Source organism: Pelomonas sp. KK5 (assembly GCF_001984095.1).
Classification (GTDB): Bacteria; Pseudomonadota; Gammaproteobacteria; order Burkholderiales; family Burkholderiaceae_C; genus KK5.
The window spans coordinates 1-16,725 of record NZ_LYVQ01000040.1 but is presented as its reverse complement, the minus strand read 5'-3'; the positions used below and the strand labels follow the sequence as shown (position 1 = coordinate 16,725).

The window sequence follows — 16,725 nt, the reverse complement described above, 5'->3', positions numbered from 1 at the left end:
GATGATGGCTCCCCTCACCCCCCACCGCTTGTTGCCTCGTGCAGCGCCGGCCGCGATCCGCGCCGATGCCGCTGCAGGGCCTCGCCGTGGCCGGGCCGCAGCCCTTTTGGTGCTGCGTTCACGGGAGCCCATCGCACCGGACCTTGTGGCGCACGCGCCAACGCTGACCTCCTGAACCGCGAGCCGCACTCATATACGGTGGCGTCTCAGCAGGCCAGTCCAGGGCGATTCCTTCCTCGGTTCACCGTCGTTGCTCGTGCATCGTGCAGGGCCATTGCCTTCGGGCAGTGGCCGGTGTGATGTCGCGCGCCCGTCCCAAAGGGCGCGCAGGAGTGAACTGACATGAAGCGCATGCTGATCAATGCGACGCAGCCGGAAGAACGGCGCCTCGCAATCGTCGATGGCCAGAAGCTGCTGGACTTCGAGACCGAAATCGAAGGCCGCGAACAGCGCAAGGGCAATATCTACAAGGCGGTCGTGACGCGGGTCGAGCCTTCGCTCGAAGCCTGCTTCGTCGACTACGGCGAGGACCGCCACGGCTTCCTGCCGTTCAAGGAAATCTCGCGCCAGTACTTCCGCGAGGGCATCGAGGTCAAGAACGCGACCATCAAGGAAGCGATCCGCGAGGGCCAGGAACTGCTGGTCCAGGTGGAGAAGGAAGAGCGCGGCAACAAGGGCGCGGCGCTGACCACCTTCGTCTCGCTGGCCGGTCGCTACCTGGTGCTGATGCCCAACAACCCGCGCGGCGGCGGCGTGTCGCGCCGCATCGAGGGCGAGGAGCGCGAGGAGCTGAAGGAAAACCTCGACCAGCTCGAGTACCCGAAGGGCATGAGCCTGATCGCCCGCACCGCCGGCATCGGCCGTTCCGCCGCCGAGCTGCAGTGGGACCTGAACTACATGCTCAAGCTCTGGACCGCGATCGACGACGCGTCCAAGGGTGGCAAGGGCGCCTTCCTGATCTACCAGGAATCGAGCCTGGTGATCCGCGCGATCCGCGACTACTTCACGTCCGACATCGGCGAGATCCTGATCGACACGGACGACCTGTTCGAGCAGGCCCACCAGTTCATGAACCACGTGATGCCCGACCAGGGCCATCGCGTGAAGCGCTATCGCGACGACGCGCCGCTGTTCAGCCGCTTCCAGATCGAGCACCAGATCGAGACGGCCTTCAGCCGCACGGTCAACCTGCCCTCGGGCGGCGCCATCGTGATCGACCACACCGAAGCTCTCGTTTCGGTTGACGTCAACTCGGCCCGCGCCACCCGCGGCGGCGACATCGAGGAAACGGCGACCCGCACCAACCTCGAAGCGGCCGACGAAATCGCCCGCCAGATGCGCCTGCGCGACCTGGGCGGCCTGATCGTCGTCGACTTCATCGACATGGAAGAGTCGAAGAACCGCCGCGAAGTGGAACAACGCCTGCGCGACGCGCTGCGCCAGGACCGCGCCCGTGTGCAGTTCGCTTCCATCAGCAAGTTCGGCCTGCTGGAACTGAGCCGCCAGCGCCTGCGCCCGGCCCTCTCCGAAGGCAACCACATCACCTGCCCGCGCTGCAACGGCACCGGCCACATCCGCGACACCGAGTCCTCGGCGCTGCAGATCCTGCGCATGGTCCAGGAAGAGGCGATGAAGGACAACACCGCCGCCGTGCATGTGCAGGTGCCGGTGGAAGTGACCTCGTTCCTGCTGAATGAGAAGCGCACCGAGATCACCAAGATCGAGCTGAAGCAGCGCGTGACCGTGCTGCTGGTGCCCAACAAGCACCTCGACACGCCCAACTACAAGCTGGAGCGCCTGCGCCACGACGACCCGCGCCTGGAGAACCTGCAGGCCTCCTACACGATGATCGAGGAGCCGACCGACGAGGTGGGCATCACCCGCCGCGACGCCGGCGAGAAGAAGAACAAGCAGGAACCGGTGATCAAGGGCATCCTGCCCGAGCAGCCGGCCCCGGTCGCGGCGCCGAAGCCCGCGCCTGTTGCAGCACCCGTGCCGGCGCCGGTGGCGGCGGCCCCGGCTCCGGCCGCGGGTGGCGGCTTCTTCGCCTGGGTCAAGAGCCTGTTCAGCGCCGAGCCGGCACCGGCTCCGGTGGCCACGCCGGCCGTGCAGCCGGCCAAGCCGGCCGGCGCCGCCGATGGCAAGGGCAAGCGTGAAGGCAGCGGCCGCGATGGCCGCCGCGGCGGCAACCGCGGTGAGCGCGGCGACCGTGGCGAGCGTGGTGATCGCAACGGCGAGCAGCGCGGCGACCGCAAGCCGCGCGGCGAAGGCCGTGGCGACGGCAAGCCCCAACAGGCCGAAGGCCAGCAGCAAGCTCGTGGTGAGCGCGGTGAGCGCGGCAATCGCCGCCCGGAACGCACCGAGAAGCCGGAAGGCAGCGAAGTCCGCGCCGAGCGTCAGGATCGTGGCGAACGCGGCGAGCGAGGTGACCGCCGCCCGCGTGGCGAGCGCTCGGAGCAGCGCGCCGAACGTCCGGTCGAGGACACCCTGAATGCACCGGTGCAGACCACGCTGGCGGACATCCCGCCGGCCGCGTCGCATGACGCACCGGCCTTCGTCGACGCACAGGCCGAGGGCATCGAAGGCGCAGCCGGCACCGACGCCGCATCCAGCGAGGAGCGCCAGGGCCGCAACCGCCGCCGCCGCCGTGGTGGCCGTGGTGGCGAGGGCGCCGGCGCTAACGTCGAGAACGAGCAGACCGCCGAAGCCGTCGAAGCCGCTGCCGTCGTCGAAGCCGCCGAAGCCGCACAGACCGAAGCTGCCGAGCGCGTCGAAGCCGCCGCCGAGGGCGACGACAACGGCGAAGGCCTCGGCCGCGACGGCCGCCGCCGCCGCAGCCGCGACCGTTATCGCCGCGAGCGCCGCGAAGGTCAGCCGGCCGATGGCCAGGTGGAAGGCGAAGTGCCGGCCGCCGAGGGTGACGCCGAAGCCGCTTCCGCCGCGCCTTCCGTCGAGCCAGTCGCCGAACGCGTCGCCGAGCATGCTGCCGAGGAAGTGGCCGTCGCCACGGCCCAGGCCGTCCCGGCGCCTGTCGTCGAAGCACAGGCGCCCGTCGTCGTCGCCGCAGCGGCTCCTGCCGCTCCGGCCTTCGTGCTGTCCGTCGACGCGATGCAGGCCATCGCCGAGAGCGCCGGCCTGCAGTGGGTGAATTCCGACGCCGACAAGATCCGCGCCGTGCAGGAAGCCATCGCGGCCGAGCCGAAGCCGATCCACGTGCCGCGCGAGCGCCCGCCGGTCGTCGTCGTCGACGAAGGGCCGCTGGTGCTGGTCGAGACCCGCAAGGACCTGGCCCAGATCAAGCTGCCGTTCGAACAGCAGCAGTAAGCGTCAAGACCTGACCCCCAGCGCCGCCGGGCTACCCGCCCGGCGGCGTTTCTACATCGGAACCACCGAGAGACAACGACGGAGAGACAAGAAGCCATGAGCAGCACCATCGCCCTGGACGACAAGGCAGGCAGCGCCACCATGCCGCGGATGCCACCGCAGATCCCGTACATCATCGCCAACGAAGGCTGCGAGCGCTTCAGCTTCTACGGCATGCGCAACATCCTGACGGTGTTCCTGATGACCAGCCTGCTGCTGGCCGTGCCGGAGAACCTGCGCAAGGGCGAGGCCAAGGAGGTGTTCCACACCTTCGTGATCGGCGTCTATTTCTTCCCGCTGCTGGGCGGCTGGCTGGCCGACCGCTTCTTCGGCAAGTACCGCACGATCCTCTGGCTCAGCGTCGTCTACTGCTGCGGCCACGCCTGCCTGGCGATGTTCGAGAGCAGCATCCCCGGCTTCTACACCGGCCTGTTCCTGATTGCGCTGGGATCGGGCGGCATCAAGCCGCTGGTCAGTTCCTTCATCGGCGACCAATTCGACAAGAGCAACCGCTCGCTCGCGCAGAAGGTGTTCGACGCCTTCTACTGGATCATCAACTTCGGCAGCTTCTTCGCCTCGCTGCTGATGCCGATCTTCCTCGAGAAGTTCGGCGCCTCGGTGGCCTTCGGCATCCCGGGCGTGCTGATGGCGATCGCCACGCTGTGCTTCTGGAGCGGGCGGCACAAGTACGTGCACCTTGAGCCGGGCGCCAGGGATCCGCATGGCTTCCTGCCGGTCGTGCGCACGGCGCTGGCCAGCGGCACCAAGGGCAAGGTCTTCGCGGGCCTGGGCCTGCTGCTGTCCGTCGGCGCGCTGTGCCTGACGCCGCAGGTGGGCATCGTCGCGGCGCTGTGCATGGTGCTGGTCTTCATGCTGGGGTTCGGCGGCATCGGCGCCTGGGTCCAGCTGGACGCAGCACGCCGCGTGCATCCTGCGGAGGCCGTCGAGGGCGTGCGCTCGGTGCTGCGCCTGCTGGTGCTCTTCGCGCTGGTGACGCCGTTCTGGTCGCTGTTCGACCAGAAGGCCTCCACCTGGGTGCTGCAGGCCGACCAGATGAGCAAGCCCGAGTGGTTCAAGTCCTCGATGATGCAGGCGCTGAACCCGATGCTGGTGATGATCCTGATCCCGTTCAACAACCTGGTTCTCTACCCGGCGCTGCAGAAGGCAGGCCTGAAGCTGACCGCGCTGCGCCGCATGGGCGCGGGCATCGCGCTGTCGGGCCTGGCCTGGATCGTCGTGGGCATGCTGCAGCTGTGGCTCGACGACAAGCACGAAGTCTCGATCGTCTGGCAGGTGCTGCCCTACGCCATCCTGACGCTGGGCGAGGTGCTGGTGTCCACCACCGGCCTGGAGTTCGCCTACAGCCAGGCGCCGCTGGCGATGAAGGGCGTGATCATGAGCTTCTGGAGCCTGTCGGTGACGATCGGCAATCTGTGGGTGCTGCTGTCCAACTCCAGCGTGCAGAGCCCGTCCGTCGTGGCGAGCATCTCCGGCACGGGCCTCAGCACCACGGCCTTCCTGATGTTCTTCTTCGCCGGCTTCGCGCTGGTGGCGGCCTCGCTGTTCGGGCTCTATGCGCGCGGCTACCGCATGCAGGACAACTACCGGACGTCCTGAGTCTCCACGACCACGAAAGAGGCCGCGTATTCGGTCTCGTCGGTCACCGTGACGTGAGCCCGCAGGCCGCGGGCCTCGAACCATTCCGCGAGGGCCCCGTGCAGCCGGATCTCCGGCTTGCCGCTGGGCGCCTTGACGATCTCGCAGTCGCGCCAGGTCATGGGCATGCGCATGCCCATGCCGATCGCCTTGCTGAAGGCCTCCTTGGCCGAGAAGCGGGTGGCGAGGTAGGCCACGCCGCGGGCCTCGACCTTGGCTTTGCGCTCACGGAAGACTGCCATCTCGTGCGGGCCGAGCACCTTCTCGGCAAAGCGCTCGCCGCGCCGGGCCAGGGTTTCGCGGATGCGGCGGATGTCGCAGATGTCGGTGCCGATGCCGTAGATCATCGTGTTGGCTCCCAGCCGAGGACTTCATTGCGATGGCGCTGGCCGCCCAGCTCGAACCAGGTCTCGCCCCATAGCGTCCCGCCTTCGCGGCGGTAGAAGCGCAGGGCGCCTGCATTGCCTTCCCAGGCGCTGAGCCACACGGCACGGTCCGCGTAGCTCTCTCGCACTTGTTGCAGCAGCAGAGCTCCCAGGCCTTCGCCCTGGCGCGTCGGAGCCACGTAGAGCCGCTTCAATTCGACCGCCGGGACCGGACGGGGACTCGGAGCCGCTTCGTCGACCTGCGCCCAGGCCAGCAGGTAGCCGCCCTCCTCCACCACCCACATCGGGCCGACCAACTGCGCAGGCGCGAAAGCCTGCTCGACATAGCGGGCGAAGTCATCGCTGACTCCCTGCTGCGCATAGCTGTCGAGCCAGACCCAACGGGCCAGCGCCGCGATGCGGGGCAGGTCCGATGCGACGGCGCGGCGCAGCTCAGGCATAGGCCCGCTGGATGCAGCGCAGGTAGTCGCGGACGGTCTCGGTGTAGCCCAGCTCCAGCGCGTCGGCGACGAGCGCATGGCCGATCGACACTTCCTGGACACCCGGTACGTCCTTCAGGAAGGTCGTCAGGTTGTCGCGATTCAGGTCGTGGCCGGCATTGATGCCCAGGCCCACGGCCAGCGCCGCCTGCGCGGTGGCGGTGAAGCCGGCCAGCACCTCGGCCTGGCGCTCGGTGCCGAAGGCGCTCGCATAGCTCTCCGTGTAGAGCTCGATGCGCTCGGCGCCCAAGGCAGCAACCAGGCGCATCGCCTCCGGGATCGGGTCCATGAACAGGCTCACGCGCACGCCCAGCAACTTGCACTCGTCGATCAACGGCTTCAGACGCTCCGCATCGGCGGGCAGGCTCCAGCCATGGTCCGAGGTGAACTGGTCCTCGCTATCGGGCACGAAGGTGACCTGGTGGGGCCGCACGGTGCGCACGAAGTCCATCAGGTTCTGGGTCGGGTTGCCCTCGATGTTGTATTCGGCGTTCGGCCAGGTCTTCATCAGCGCGGCCAGCTCGTGCACGTCGTCCGTGCGGATGTGGCGGGCATCGGGACGCGGGTGGACGGTGATGCCCTGGGCGCCGGCCAGCAGGCAGGCCTCGGCGGCCCTCAGCACGCTGGGGATGCCCAGGCGGCGCGTGTTGCGCAGCAGCGCGACCTTGTTGACGTTGACCGACAGGGCGCAACGGGCGCCAGAGTTCATCAGGGGGTTCATGTCGTCATTCCACGAGTTTCTGCACGTCGAGCATCACCTGCCGCGTACGCAGGGGCTTGCCGCCCAGATGATATTGAAGGAGGCCGCGCAGCTGGCTGCGCAGCGGCTGCAGCGCGCCGGCGCAGACCTGCCGCAAGGCGGCGCCGCTGCCGTGCCGCAGTGCGGCTTCGAGCTGCACCAGCACGCCGCCGTCGAGATCGCCGCCAGCGATCACGCCCGCCTCGCCCGACAACGCATAGCCCCTGCCCGCCTCCACCGGCGCCTGCGTCAGCGTGGCCAGGCTCAGGTCGGGCAGCAGGCCTAACTCCGAAAGCAAGCGGAGCTCGAAGGCCCGCAAGGCCGCCTGGGATTGAGCGTCCTCGCGGTCATGCAGCTCGGGCAGCGTCTCGGCGTAGGCGTCGAACAGCGACTTGTGCGGATCCTGCCGGGCCAGCAGCTTCAGCAGCAGTTCGTTCAGGTAGTAGCCGGAGAAGAGAGCCGCGCCGGCCGGCAGCGTCGAACCGCCGGCCCACTCGGCTCCCCGCAGGGTGACGACCTCCGGCCCTTCCCCATCCGCCGATTTGGCAGGCTTGGAGAGGGTCACCGAGATGCGCTGGAACGGCAGCAGCACCGCGCGCAGCTGAGAGTACGGCCGCTTGGCGCCCTTGGCGACGACGGCCATCCGACCTTGCTCGCGGGTGAACAGATCCAGGATCAGGCTGGACTCGCTCCAGTCGTAGTGGTGCAGGACGAAGGCTTGCTGAACGGCGGGGGGCCGTCTTGCGCTCATTCGTAGCCGTAGGTGCGGAGATGCTCTTCCGTATCCGCCCAGCCGGAGCGGACCTTGACCCACAGCTCGAGGAACACGCGGCCGTCCATCAGGTGCTCCAGCTCCTGGCGGGCCTCGGAGCCGATGCGCTTCAGCCGCTCGCCGCCCTGGCCGATGATCATGCCCTTGTGGGCGTCGCGCTCGACGACGATCGAGGCGCTGATGCGGCGCAGCTCGCCCTCGTCTTCCCACTTGTCGATGATGACGGTGGAGGTGTAGGGCAACTCGTCGCCGGTCAGGCGGAACAGCTTCTCGCGGATGATCTCGCTGGCGAGGAACTTCTCGCTGCGATCGGTCAGCGCGTCTTCCTCGTAGAACCAGCCCTGCTCGGGCAGGTAGGGCTTGAGGATCTTGAACAGGCGCGTGACGTCCGATTCCTTCTTGGCCGACAGCGGCACGAACTCGCTGAAGTTGCGGCGCTCCTGCATGCTCTTCAGCCAGGGCACGAGGTCCTGGCGGCGGTGCACGGCGTCGAGCTTGTTGGCGATCAGCACGACCGGCTTGTCCTCGGGCAGCAGGGACAGCACCTTGGCGTCATCGAGCCCGAAGCGGCCGGCCTCGACGACGAAGAGCACCAGGTCCACGTCGCCCAGCACGCTGTGCACGGTGCGGTTGAGGTTCTTGTTCAGCGCCGCGTTGTGCTTCATCTGGAAGCCGGGCGTGTCCACGAACACGAACTGGGCCTCCTCGATGGTGCGCACGCCGGTGATGCGGTGGCGGGTGGTCTGGGCCTTGTCGGAGGTGATGGACACCTTCTGGCCGACCAGCGCGTTCAGCAGCGTGGACTTGCCCACATTGGGCCGCCCGACGATGGCGATCAGGCCGCAGCGCTGGGCGGGGCCGGCGTTGTCGCCTTGATCTTCGGTGGACGGCGTGGGGGTCTGGTCGGTCATGAAGAAGGTGCAGTCAGTCGCGCAGGCCCGAACCGGGCTTGTCGCGGGCAATCAGTTCATCGAGCAGGGCTCGGGCGGCATCCTGCTCGGCGGCGCGGCGCGAACGCCCTTCGCCCTTGGTGACGAGGTTCAGCGCCGGCACCGCACACTCGACCTCGAAGGTCTGGGCATGCGCCTGGCCACGGGTTTCGCTGATACGGTAACTCGGCACGGCCAGCTTGCGGGCCTGCAGCCATTCCTGCAGCGCGGTCTTGGCGTCCTTGCCCCAGGTCTCGCCGGCGCCGGCGCTGGCGATCACCTCGCCCAACAGGCGGGCGACCATCGCACGCGCGGCCTCGTAGCCGGCGTCGACGAAGGTGGCGCCGATGATCGCTTCCATCGCATCGGCCAGGATGGACGGGCGCTGCGCGCCGCCGCCCTTGGCCTCGCCTTCGGACATGCGCAGCACACCCGGCAGCGCCAGGCCCAGGGCGAGCCTGTGCAGGCTGTCCTCGCGCACGAGATGGGCGCGGATGCGGGTCAGGTCGCCTTCGTCGGAGCCGGCGAAGCGCTCGTACAGCAGGCTGCTGACGGCCAGGCTCAGCACCGCGTCGCCGAGGAACTCCAGGCGCTCGTTGTGGTCCGCGCCGAAGCTGCGATGCGTCAGCGCGCGGGTGAGCAGTTCGGGCTTTTCGAACTGGTGGCCAAGGCGCTGCTGCAGGGAGGCGAGTTGCGGTGTCATGAACTGCGTTGGGCGAACGGGCTCAGTTGGACTGGCCCTCGTACTTGATCAACAGGAAGACCGGGCCGAACAGCTCGATCTGCTTGTCGTAGGCGAAGGAGATCTTCAGCTTGTCGTTCTCCTTCGTCACCACCAGGTCGCCGGCGGCGATGCTCTCGATGCCGTACTCCACCTGCTTGGCGCGGTCAAACTCGGCGCGCACGGCGGGCACGGTGCTCGGGTTGCTGACGACGATGCGGTTGACCACCCGCTTGATCGTGAAGTACTCGATCACCGTCGGGACGGTCTTGGCCGCCACGACGCCGACAAAGGCCACAACCACACCCCAGAACAGCAGGCCGACAAGACTGATACCGCCTTGATGAACTTTGCGGGCAGGGGAACGAGGCATTGATCGATCGCTTTCGTGCAGGTTGGAGTGTTTACTTGAAGGAGCCGATGCGCTTGAGATTACCGAAATTCATCCAAACAAAGAAGGCTTTGCCGACGATGTTCCGGTCCGGCACGAAGCCCCAGAAGCGCGAATCCTCGGAGTTGTCGCGGTTGTCGCCCATCATGAAGTAATGGCCTTCGGGCACTTTGCAAGTGACGCCCTCGATGTTGTAGCGGCAGTTCTCGCGGAAGGGGAAGTCCATGCGCGGCGTCGGGGGCGACAGGCGCGCGGGATCGACCAGGATGCTGTGTTCGACATTGCCCAGCTTCTCGGTGAACTCGGGGCGGAAGACGTTGGCGTCGTCGTCGAAGAAGTTGCCCTTGGACTGCTCGTCGATCGGCTTGCCGTTCACGAACAGCTTCTGGTTGACGTAGGTGATCTCGTCGCCGGGGATGCCGACGACGCGCTTGATGTAGTCCTGCGTCGGGTTGGCCGGATAGCGGAACACCATCACGTCCCCGCGCTCGACGTCGTGGTTGGCGACGATCTTCTTGTCGATCACCGGCAGCCGGATGCCGTAGTGGAACTTGTTGACCAGGATCAGGTCGCCGACGCGCAGCGTGGGCACCATCGAGCCCGACGGGATCTTGAAGGGCTCGAACAGGAAGGAGCGCAGCAGGAAGACGATCAGGATCACCGGGAACAGGCCGGCGGTCCAGTCCAGCCACCAGGGCTGCTGCAGCAGCTGCTGGCGGGCGGGCTCGACGTCGCCGTCGACCTTCTGGATGCCCTTGGCGGCCAGCGTCTCGCGGCGGCTGGCGTCGTTGGCCACCAGCTGCTGCGCGGCCCGCTCGCGCGCCGGCTTGAAGTGGAATCGTTCCGCCAGCCAGTAGGCGAAGGTGACGACGGTGAGGATGAACAGCAGCAGCGCGAAATTGCCGTTCCATTGACCTGCATACCAACCGCCCAGGTAGGCGACGAGGATGGCGTAGAGAATTCCAGTCAGTGCACTCATCAATGAAGGGTCAGTTGAGGTGTGGGGTTAGGCGAACTTCTTCTTAGTCCTCGACCTGCAGGATGGCCAGGAAGGCTTCCTGAGGCACCTCGACCGAGCCGATCTGCTTCATCCGCTTCTTGCCGGCCTTCTGCTTCTCGAGCAGCTTGCGCTTGCGGGTGATGTCGCCGCCGTAGCATTTTGCCAGCACGTTCTTGCGCATCGCCTTGATGTTCTCGCGGGCGATGATGTTGGCGCCGATGGCGGCCTGGATGGCCACGTCGTACATCTGGCGCGGGATCTGCTCGCGCATCTTGGCCGCCACGCCGCGGCCGCGGAACTGGCTCTGCGCGCGGTGGACGATGATGGACAGCGCGTCCACCCGGTCGCCGTTGATCAGGATGTCGACCTTCACGACGTCGGAGGCGCGGTATTCCTTGAACTCGTAGTCCATCGAGGCATAGCCGCGCGATACGCTCTTCAGCTTGTCGAAGAAGTCCAGCACGATCTCGGCCAGCGGCATCTCGTAGGTCAGCATGACCTGCTTGCCGTGGTAGGCCATGTTCAGCTGGTTGCCGCGCTTCTGGTTGGCCAGCGTCATCACCGGGCCGACGTATTCCTGCGGCATGTACAGGTGCACCGTGACGATGGGCTCGCGGATCTCCTGGATCTGGCCGATCTCGGGCATCTTGGAGGGGTTCTCGACCTCGATCACCGTGCCGTCGCCGACCACCACCTCGTAGACCACGCTGGGCGCGGTGGTGATCAGGTCCTGGTCGAACTCGCGCTCCAGGCGCTCCTGCACGATCTCCATGTGCAGCAGGCCCAGGAAGCCGCAGCGGAAGCCGAAGCCGAGCGCCTGCGAGACTTCCGGCTCGTAGCGCAGCGAGGAGTCGTTGAGGCGCAGCTTCTCCAGCGCGTCGCGCAGCTGGTCGTACTCGCTGGCTTCGGTCGGGTAGAGGCCCGCGAAGACCTGCGGCTGGATCTCCTTGAAGCCGGGCAGCGCGGCCTCGGCCGGGCCGAGGTTGTTGGGCAGCTTCTTCTCCAGCGTGATGGTGTCACCCACCTTGGCAGCCTGCAGTTCCTTGATGCCGGCGATGATGAAACCCACCTCGCCTGCGTTGAGCTGGTCGCGCGACTCGCTCTTGGGCGAGAACACGCCGAGGTTGTCGGCCGGGTAGACGGCGTTGGAGGCCATCATGCGGATGCGCTCCCCCTTCTTCAGCGTGCCGTCGACCACGCGCACCAGCATCACGACGCCCACGTAGGCGTCGTACCAGCTGTCGATGATCATGGCGCGCAGCGGCGCCTCGACAATGCCCTTGGGCGGCGGCATGCGGGCGATCACCGCCTCGATGATGTCGTCGATGCCCATGCCGGTCTTGGCGCTGCAGGGGATCGCGTCGGTGGCATCGATGCCGATGACGTCCTCGATCTCCGCCTTGGCATTGTCCGGGTCGGCGTTGGGCAGGTCCATCTTGTTCAGGACCGGCACGACCTCGACGCCCAGCTCCAGCGCCGTATAGCAGTTGGCCACCGTCTGCGCCTCGACGCCTTGCGACGCATCGACCACCAGCAGCGCCCCCTCGCAGGCCGACAGCGAGCGGCTCACTTCATACGAGAAGTCCACATGCCCCGGCGTGTCGATCAGGTTGAGGTTGTAGACCTGGCCGTCGCGGGCCTTGTACTTCAGCGCCGCGGTCTGCGCCTTGATCGTGATGCCACGCTCGCGCTCGATGTCCATCGAGTCCAGCACCTGCGCTTCCATCTCGCGGTCCGAGAGCCCTCCACAGCGCTGGATGATGCGGTCGGCCAGCGTGCTCTTGCCGTGGTCGATGTGGGCGATGATGGAGAAATTGCGGATGTGATTCATGTTCACTTCAGAGAGCGCGAGCCGGACCTACAACGACGAAGTCGTTGCGCCGTTCGCTAACTTCGCTTGCGAAGTTAAGCGCCGCTTTGCGGCGCGGCGAGAGGCAAAAAAAAGGCACGTCGAAACGGTGACGCGCCTTCCAACAAAACTTATGGCAACTGCTTGTTGGGCTTCCATTGTAGCCAAAAGCCCCCCGCTGGAAACCGCGCCGAGGCTGCGTCAGCCGTCGTTGCAGCCCGCCAACATCAAAATTATCAACAACTTATCCACAGAATCGAAAGGACAAGCTGTGGATGATTTTTTGATGCTGGTTTGCCCTAGGCGGGGGCAAGTCGAATCGTCTGGATTTGGCGCAAATCGACGCTGGGAAGCCGTCATTCTATCCGCCCGAGCCTTCAATCCCGTTGGCGTGCTCGCAAGTTAGCGGGCGCACACCGACAAGAATCCACAAGCCTGCCAACGTCGCCTTCCACGATGCGGAAAGACCCGCCGGCCTAGTCCGCCATCCAGAGGAAGCAATCAGCGATTCGGGCGCAGCAGCACGAAGGTCACCACGTCCTCGCGCCGCACCATCAGGTTGATCACCTTGCCCTTCTCGAGCTTGGCCAGCAGGGCCTGGAACTGCTTGACGCCGGTCACCTCCGCGTTGTTCACCGCGAGGATCAGGTCGCCCTCGCGCAGGCCGGCTCGGGCAGCCGCATCGGTGGCGGCCTCGACCCGCACGCCACGCTGCAGCTTCAGCTCCTTCTTCAGCGCCGGGGTCAGTTCGCTGACGCTCAGGCCCAGCGCCGCCGCGGCGCCCTTTTCGGGCGGCTTCTCGGCGCTCTTGGGCTCCTCGCCGCCGGCCGCGGCCTGGCGCTCGTCGGGCAACTCGCCGATGGTGACGGTGATGTCCTTGTAGGCGCCGCGCCGCCAGACCTGCAGCACGACGCGACTGCCCGGCGCGATGGCGGCGATCATGCGGCGCAGGTCCAGCGCGCGCTCCACCGTCTTGCCGTCGATCTTGGTGATCACGTCGCCGCCTTCGATGCCCGCCTTGTCGGCCGGCCCGTCGGCGCTGATGCGGCGCACGAGCGCGCCGGTGGGCTTGCCCAGGCCGATCGCCTCGGCGATCTCCTTGCTGAGGTCATCCGGGAACAGGCCCAGCATGCCGCGCGTCACCCGGCCCGCATTGCGGAGCTGGTCGGCCACGCGCATCGCGCTGTCGATCGGGATCGCGAACGAGATGCCCATGAAGCCGCCGGACTGGCTGTAGATCTGCGAGTTGATGCCGACCACCTCGCCGCGCATGTTCAGCAGCGGCCCGCCGGAGTTGCCGGGGTTGATCGCCACGTCCGTCTGGATGAAGGACTGCAGGTCGCCGGTGTCGCGCTCCTTCGCGCTGACGATGCCGGCCGTGACCGTGTTGCTGAAGCCGAAGGGCGAGCCGATGGCCATCACCCACTCGCCGACCTTGAGCTTGCCAACATCGCCGATCTTGACTGCCGGCAGTCCGGTGGCTTCGATCTTCAGCACGGCCACGTCCGAGCGCTCGTCGGCCCCGACCACCTTGGCCTTGAACTCGCGCTTGTCGGTCAGCGTGACGAAGACCTCGTCGGCGCCCATCACCACATGGGCATTGGTCATCACGTAGCCGTCGACGCTGAGGATGAAGCCCGAGGCCACGCCGCGGCGCTGCGGGCCGTCGTCGTCATCGTCGCCGCCTCCACCGCCACCACCACCACCACCACCACCGCGCGGCACATTGCGCTTGGGCACCGGGATGCCGAAGCGGCGCAGGAACTCCTGCATCTGCTCGTCGAGCTCCGGGCCGCCCTGGGCCGCCTTCACATGCTCGGAGGTTCGGATGTTGACCACCGCAGGGCCGACCCGCTCGACCAGTTCGGTGAAATCGGGCAGGTCTCGCATCGCGTCGGCCGCCGCAGGCGCCGGCAAGCCACCGAGCGCAAGGCCCAGCGACAGGGCCGCGCAGAAGTGCTTGGGCAGCGAAGGGGTGAAGGCTTTCAGAGGCATGGCAGGCGGCGCTCGTAGGGGCGCCGCCATCATGCCATCAACGTGATGCGGCAGCCGGCGGAGGCGGCAGGCTCAGCTCGAAGGGTGCGACCGCCTCGGGGGCCTGAGCCGCATTGCGCAGGGCGGGCAAGCCCGGCTCGGCCATCGTCTGGGCAAAGCTGGGCTGGCCACCGGCGAGGGCGGAGCCGGTCAGCACCGGGCCGCCCGTGCTTGCCGACGGCATGGCCATCTGGCCGGCGCCGGGCTGCCTCAGCAGCATCGACTGCAGGCCCGGAACGGCCAGCGCCACGAGCACGAAGCTCGCCGCCACCGCCAGCGGCGCGAGCCAGGCCTGCCATCCGCGCGGCCGCAGCGGCACGGGCTCCTGCGCGATACGACGACGCAAGCCCGCCAGCAGGTCTTCCGCCGGCTGGGCCTGGCCGGCCAACTCGCCGGAGCGCAGGCTGTCGCCGATCAGATGCAGGGACTGCCAGTCGCGACGCAGCGCCGGGTTCGTCGCCCAGGCCGCGCTGAGCGCTTGCAGTTGCTCGGCGCTGGCGCGACCGTCGGCCAGGTCCGACAGGGCCTGCAGCAGTGCCGGATCGTGATCATGAGCGCCTTGATCGTCCTGGGTCGTCCTCATTGCCTTGGTCTCCATCTCACCAGCGCCGGCCTGCGGGCGTGTCCAGCAGCGGCCGCAAGCGCGCCGCCACCGCCTCGCGCGCCCGATAGATGCGCGAGCGCACGGTGCCCGGCGGGCACTGCAGCACTTCCGCAATCTCGTCGTAGCTCAGGCCGTCAACCTCGCGCAGCAGCAGCGCCTGGCGGAAATCCTCGGCCAGACCGTCCACCGCGTCGCTGACCGCCTGGGCCAGCTCCTTGCCGGCCAGCAGGCTTTCCGGGGTCACACCGTCGGTCAGACCCTCGTCGGCGTGAAAAGTTTCCGCCTCCGGATCCCCCGACTCGAGGGATGTCAGCGTCCGCGTCGGATCGCGCTGCTGGCGGGCCATGCTGCGCCGGGCGTTGTTGACGGCGATGCGGTAGAGCCAGGTGTAGAAGGCGCTCTCGCCGCGGAAGTTCGGCAGCGCCCGGTAGGCGCGCAGGAAGGTGTCCTGGGCCACGTCGGCCACCAGGTCCACGTCGCGCAGCATGCGGGCGATCAGGCGCTCGACACGGCGCTGGTACTTGATCACCAGCATCTCGAAGGCGGCCATGTCGCCCTGCTGGGCACGGGCGACCAGCCCGGCGTCGGGATCAGGGCGATCCATGGCATGGGTGCTCATGGCTTGGCCGGCCTCGCGGCATGGAGCGTGGCTCGCAGCGAACCCCATTCCGCGCCGACGAGACGCCGGGCCAGCGGCAGGTAGCAGGCACGGTAGCCCCGGCCGGCGCGCAGCAGCAGCATCGAGCCCATGTCGAACAGCAGCTGCAGTTCGACCACGACGCCCTCGTCGCGCCCAGCCGGGCCGAGCCGCCAAAGCTGGCCGTCCCATTGCAGGCGGCGCGGCTCGATGCGAGCCATGCGCCAGGCAAACAGGCCGGCGGCCGGCAACAGGGGAACCGCCGACCAGGCCATCAGGGGCAGCTGTTGCGAGAGGTCCGCCAGCAGCGCCGCGGCGGACAGCACCGCAATGCCCGCCACCACCGCCTGCAGTTGCGGCCACAGCGCGGTCTCGACCCGGAAGGCCGGCGAACGACGCGAGGCGGCCGTGCTCACGGCCCTGCTCCCTCGCTCAGGCGAAGCGCTTGAAGATCAGCGTGCCGTTGGTGCCGCCGAAACCGAAGTTGTTCTTGGCGGCGTATTCGATCTTCATCGGCCGCGCCTCGTTGGCGCAGTAGTCCAGGTCGCACTCGGGATCCTGGTTGAAGATGTTGATCGTCGGCGGGGCGACCTGGTCGCGCACGGCGAGCACGGTGAACACCGACTCGATGCCGCCGGCGCCACCCAGCAGGTGGCCGGTCATCGACTTGGTGGAACTCACGACCATCTTCTTGGCGTGGTCGCCAAAGGCCAGCTTGATCGCATTCGTCTCGTTGACGTCGCCCAGCGGCGTCGAGGTGCCGTGGGCGTTCATGTACTGGATCTGGTCCGGGTTCAGGCCGGAATTGCGCAGCGCGGCCTTCATCGAACGCTTGGGGCCGTCCACGTTCGGGGCGGTCATGTGGTACGCGTCCGCGCCCATGCCGAAGCCGGCGAGCTCGGCATAGATCTTGGCGCCGCGCGCCTTGGCGTGTTCGTACTCCTCGAGCACCAGCACGCCGCCGCCCTCGCCCAGCACGAAGCCGTCGCGGTCCTTGTCCCAGGGGCGGGACGCGGTGGCGGGGTCGTCGTTGCGGGTGGACAGCGCGCGCGCTGCCGCGAAGCCGCCGATGCCCAGCGGGGACACCGTCGACTCGGCGCCGCCGGCGATCATCACGTCGGCGTCTCCGTATTCGATCATGCGGCCGGCCTCGCCGATGCAATGC

General features: G+C 67.6%; 17 protein-coding genes. 3 read left to right on the top strand and 14 right to left on the bottom strand.

The window, feature by feature from the left end:
• Positions 1 to 342: 342 nt before the first annotated feature.
• Positions 343 to 3,324 (top strand): Rne/Rng family ribonuclease, encoded by a 2,982-nt coding sequence (locus B0W88_RS08495; RefSeq protein ID WP_077034231.1) that lies wholly within the window; start codon positions 343 to 345, stop codon positions 3,322 to 3,324.
• Between the two features lie 96 nt (positions 3,325 to 3,420).
• Positions 3,421 to 4,980 carry an oligopeptide:H+ symporter gene (locus B0W88_RS08490; RefSeq protein WP_233151656.1) on the top strand — a complete coding sequence of 520 codons (1,560 nt, stop codon included), beginning with the start codon at positions 3,421 to 3,423 and terminating at the stop codon, positions 4,978 to 4,980.
• On the opposite strand, the gene acpS is transcribed toward B0W88_RS08490, so the two are convergent.
• From acpS to lepA, 9 genes are read right to left on the bottom strand one after another with little or no spacing between them, the layout of a single operon-like run.
• On the bottom strand, positions 4,965 to 5,366 hold the full coding sequence (gene acpS / locus B0W88_RS08485; RefSeq protein WP_077034230.1) for a holo-ACP synthase: 402 nt from the start codon (positions 5,364 to 5,366) through the stop codon (positions 4,965 to 4,967). The genes B0W88_RS08490 and acpS overlap by 16 nt on opposite strands.
• Complete coding sequence (locus B0W88_RS08480; RefSeq protein ID WP_077034229.1) at positions 5,363 to 5,845, bottom strand: GNAT family N-acetyltransferase; 483 nt, start codon at positions 5,843 to 5,845, stop codon at positions 5,363 to 5,365. The genes acpS and B0W88_RS08480 overlap by 4 nt, the downstream gene beginning before the upstream one ends.
• Positions 5,838 to 6,605, bottom strand: a complete 768-nt coding sequence (locus tag B0W88_RS08475) for a pyridoxine 5'-phosphate synthase (protein ID WP_077034228.1) — start codon at positions 6,603 to 6,605, stop codon at positions 5,838 to 5,840. Before B0W88_RS08475 ends, B0W88_RS08480 begins: the two co-directional genes overlap by 8 nt.
• Before the next feature lie 4 nt (positions 6,606 to 6,609).
• Complete coding sequence (locus B0W88_RS08470) at positions 6,610 to 7,374, bottom strand: DNA repair protein RecO (RefSeq protein WP_077034227.1); 765 nt, start codon at positions 7,372 to 7,374, stop codon at positions 6,610 to 6,612.
• On the bottom strand, positions 7,371 to 8,306 hold the full coding sequence (gene era, locus B0W88_RS08465; protein WP_077034226.1) for a GTPase Era: 936 nt from the start codon (positions 8,304 to 8,306) through the stop codon (positions 7,371 to 7,373). The genes B0W88_RS08470 and era overlap by 4 nt, the downstream gene beginning before the upstream one ends.
• Positions 8,307 to 8,319: 13 nt before the next feature.
• Positions 8,320 to 9,027 carry a ribonuclease III gene (gene rnc / locus B0W88_RS08460; protein WP_077034225.1) on the bottom strand — a complete coding sequence of 236 codons (708 nt, stop codon included), beginning with the start codon at positions 9,025 to 9,027 and terminating at the stop codon, positions 8,320 to 8,322.
• A gap of 22 nt (positions 9,028 to 9,049) precedes the next feature.
• The gene (locus tag B0W88_RS08455) at positions 9,050 to 9,418 is read right to left on the bottom strand and encodes a DUF4845 domain-containing protein (protein ID WP_077034224.1); all 369 of its coding nucleotides are present in this window, start codon (positions 9,416 to 9,418) and stop codon (positions 9,050 to 9,052) included.
• 31 nt (positions 9,419 to 9,449) lie between these two features.
• On the bottom strand, positions 9,450 to 10,415 hold the full coding sequence (lepB, locus tag B0W88_RS08450) for a signal peptidase I (protein ID WP_077034223.1): 966 nt from the start codon (positions 10,413 to 10,415) through the stop codon (positions 9,450 to 9,452).
• 43 nt (positions 10,416 to 10,458) lie between these two features.
• Positions 10,459 to 12,267: a translation elongation factor 4 gene (lepA, locus tag B0W88_RS08445; RefSeq protein ID WP_077034222.1), complete on the bottom strand. Its 1,809-nt coding sequence runs from the start codon at positions 12,265 to 12,267 to the stop codon at positions 10,459 to 10,461.
• Between lepA and B0W88_RS32930 the strand changes: the two genes are divergently transcribed.
• Positions 12,266 to 12,691 (top strand): hypothetical protein, encoded by a 426-nt coding sequence (locus B0W88_RS32930; RefSeq protein WP_144006676.1) that lies wholly within the window; start codon positions 12,266 to 12,268, stop codon positions 12,689 to 12,691. The genes lepA and B0W88_RS32930 overlap by 2 nt on opposite strands.
• A 95-nt stretch (positions 12,692 to 12,786) precedes the next feature.
• Here the strand turns inward: B0W88_RS32930 and B0W88_RS08440 are convergent, their stop codons facing one another.
• From B0W88_RS08440 to B0W88_RS08420, 5 genes are all read right to left on the bottom strand, one after another.
• Positions 12,787 to 14,280, bottom strand: a complete 1,494-nt coding sequence (locus tag B0W88_RS08440) for a DegQ family serine endoprotease (protein ID WP_077034221.1) — start codon at positions 14,278 to 14,280, stop codon at positions 12,787 to 12,789.
• Between the two features lie 37 nt (positions 14,281 to 14,317).
• The gene (locus B0W88_RS08435; RefSeq protein WP_077034220.1) at positions 14,318 to 14,902 is read right to left on the bottom strand and encodes a sigma-E factor negative regulatory protein; all 585 of its coding nucleotides are present in this window, start codon (positions 14,900 to 14,902) and stop codon (positions 14,318 to 14,320) included.
• A gap of 16 nt (positions 14,903 to 14,918) precedes the next feature.
• Positions 14,919 to 15,542, bottom strand: a complete 624-nt coding sequence (gene rpoE, locus B0W88_RS08430) for an RNA polymerase sigma factor RpoE (RefSeq protein ID WP_077034219.1) — start codon at positions 15,540 to 15,542, stop codon at positions 14,919 to 14,921.
• The gene (locus tag B0W88_RS08425) at positions 15,539 to 15,976 is read right to left on the bottom strand and encodes a hypothetical protein (RefSeq protein WP_077034218.1); all 438 of its coding nucleotides are present in this window, start codon (positions 15,974 to 15,976) and stop codon (positions 15,539 to 15,541) included. Before B0W88_RS08425 ends, rpoE begins: the two co-directional genes overlap by 4 nt.
• 16 nt (positions 15,977 to 15,992) lie before the next feature.
• The coding region (locus tag B0W88_RS08420; protein WP_144006674.1) for a beta-ketoacyl-ACP synthase II at positions 15,993 to 16,725 on the bottom strand (733 nt) is incomplete at its 5' end.